The 2,818-nt window shown below is 63.0% G+C and carries 2 protein-coding genes; one reads left to right on the forward strand and one right to left on the reverse strand.

Annotated elements, in window-relative coordinates:
• On the reverse strand, nt 1–1,462 hold a 1,462-nt coding region (locus EN781_RS30120), incomplete at its 3' end, for an extracellular solute-binding protein (RefSeq protein WP_127400620.1).
• Nucleotides 1,463–1,739: 277 nt separating this feature from the next.
• Between EN781_RS30120 and ugpC the strand changes: the two genes are divergently transcribed.
• Nucleotides 1,740–2,818: sn-glycerol-3-phosphate ABC transporter ATP-binding protein UgpC (gene ugpC / locus EN781_RS30125; RefSeq protein WP_127400621.1), on the forward strand; the 1,079-nt coding region annotated here is incomplete at its 3' end.

Raw genomic sequence — 2,818 nt, forward strand, 5'->3', positions numbered from 1 at the left:
GATTGTAGCTGTCACCCTCGGACTTGAGGTAGGAGCTGATGAACGCCTCGTCGTAGCCGGCCGCCACCCATTCTGGAATGTTGAAATGGCTGTTGCGGTAGGGCTGGAAGCCCGACGGATAGGCCGCGCACCAGAGCGACAGGTCCTTGCCGCCGAGATGTGCCGCCGCCGACCATGCCGCCTTCTGCTTCTTCGCATCACTGTCGACGCGGGCCATGACATAGACGCCCCAGCCGAGATAGGCGCAGTTGGGCGAGTAGTTCGGGCCGCTGGCGAGCTTGTCCCATTGGCCGGTCTTCGAATTGTAGACGTCGTCCGAGCCGGGCAGGATCGAGAAGCCGGTGACGTCGCCGATGACCGACGAGTCGTTGGTCTTGACGTTGGAGCCGATGTCGCCCCACCACGGGATCATCGACCCGGTGCCGGCCAGGAACTGCTGGAAGCCGGTGGTGTTCGGATCGGCGTTGATCTGGTCTGGCGGCTCCGAGGGCAGGGCGTCGATGACGTCCTGGATCGCCCGCACCCAGGCCGGATTGTTGATGCGCGGCTTCATCGTGTCGGCATCGAATAGCCAGGCCTTGTCGTCGGGATGCTTGGCATAGGCGCTGGCGCGGCTGCCGAGGAAGTAGAAGCCGAAGCCGCCCCAGGGCTTGGGCGCGTCGAGATAGCCATACACATCCTGGCCCTTGAACTGCTTGCCCTTGAGGAACTTGGTGACGGCTTGCACTTCCTGCCAGGTCTTCGGCACGCCCCATTCGGTCGTCGCCCCGCTCTCTTTCCAGGCCTTGGCGAGATCGGCATCGGCGAACACGTCGGTGCGGTAGTTGAAGTTGTGCGCGTCGCCGTCGATGGTGACGCGGTACTGCTTGCCGTTCCAGGTGCCGACCGGCGGCTTCAGGTAGTTGACCAGGTCGTCGAAGTCGATCTGCTTCTTGACCCAGTCCGGCATTTCGGAGGTCAGGCCCTTGCCGCATACATCGCCTTCGAAGGGCGCGCCCATCTCGATGATGTCGAAGTCGACGGTGCCGGTGGCGATCGACTGCTGCAGGCGGGCGTTGTAGTCGGCCTGCGCCAGGTCGATCCAGCTGATCTTGGCGCCCGTATAGGCCTCCCACGGCTTCAGGAAGCCGCGGAACAGAACATTGTGCAGGTTCTGGTTGTTGAGGCCCATGAAGGTGAGCTCGACGCCGGCGAACTCGCCTTCCTTGACATTGGCCTTGGTCGCTTCGAGGCAGAGCTCGCCCACCTTCTGGAAATCGGCGTCCGTCGGCTGACCCTTGCCGACACCTGGAATCTGCAGGATCTGCGCGCGCAGATCGTCGGCCGCGGCGGCCGGCCGGGTCAGTGCGCCGAGGCCGGCGCCTGAAGCCGCGGCAATCGCGGCCATGCTGGCCGCGCCCTTGAGAATGTCACGCCGGGTGGCACCCGCGCGGACCAGTTTTTCGTAAAGACCGACTCTCATCTACATTCCTCCCAGAACAAAAGCCGTGAATTTGACGTGCCAACCTACCGGACGCCGAAACGTCTGCGTTTCTCCTATACCATACGGGGACGTGGGACCCCACCCTGCGTCGCTTGGAGATCCGATTTCCGGCAAAGCACCGATCATCGGATTTTGCGCTCGCCACTATTCGCGTAATCGATTACCTTGTCAACAGGAATGGCTTTTTATCTATAATATACTGACTTGCCCTTGCCGTTGGCAATGGCTAGCTTCACCGAAAACGATAGGGGAGATGATGGCTCAAGTCGCGATCACCAATGTGGCCAAGGCGTTCGGACCAGTCAAGGTCCTGCACGATGTCAGCGTCGATATCGCCGACGGCCAGTTCGTCGTGCTGGTCGGTCCTTCCGGCTGCGGCAAGTCCACGCTGTTGAGGATGGTGGCCGGGCTGGAGACCGTTTCCGGCGGCACGATCGCGATCGGCGAGCGCGTCGTCAACAATCTGCCGCCGGCGAAGCGCGACATCGCCATGGTGTTCCAGAACTACGCGCTCTACCCGCACAAGACGGTGGAGCAGAACATGGCTTTCGCGCTGAAGCTGCGCAAGACCGATCCGGCGATCGTCGCCGAGCGGGTCAAGCGCGCCGCCGACATCCTCGATCTCGCGCCCTATCTCAAGCGCTATCCGCGTCAGCTCTCGGGCGGCCAGCGCCAGCGCGTCGCCATGGGCCGCGCCATCGTGCGCAACCCGCAGGTCTTCCTGTTCGACGAGCCGCTCTCCAACCTCGATGCCAAGCTGCGCGTCCAGATGCGCACCGAGATCAAGGAACTGCACCAGCGGCTGAAGACCACCACCATTTACGTCACGCACGACCAGATCGAGGCCATGACCATGGCCGACAAGATCGTGGTGATGCGTGACGGCCGCATCGAGCAGGTCGGCGCGCCGCTGCAGCTGTTCGACCGGCCGGCCAATCTCTTCGTCGCCGGCTTCATCGGCTCGCCCGCCATGAACCTTCTGAAGGGCGTCGTGCGGAAGGGCGACAAGTCCGTTGTCGACATATCCGGCACCGCGTTTCCGCTTGCCCCCGGCAGCGCGGCCAAGGATAGCCAAAACGTCGTCTATGGCGTGCGGCCCGAGCATCTCGAAATCCACCCCGACGGCGTCGCTGCCAGGATTTCCGTGGTCGAGCCGACCGGTTCCGAAACCTTGGTCTTTGTGCGCTTCGGCGAAAGCGAGATGGTGGCGCTGTTTCGTGAGCGCCACGACTTCAAGCCGGGTGACACGCTGCATCTCAGGCCACGGCTCGACCAGCTCCACCTCTTCCACGCAGAGACCGGAAACCGGCTCTGCTTTCCCAACCGATTTTTCGC

This window comes from Mesorhizobium sp. M4A.F.Ca.ET.090.04.2.1, from assembly GCF_003999085.1.
GTDB lineage: Bacteria > Pseudomonadota > Alphaproteobacteria > Rhizobiales > Rhizobiaceae > Mesorhizobium.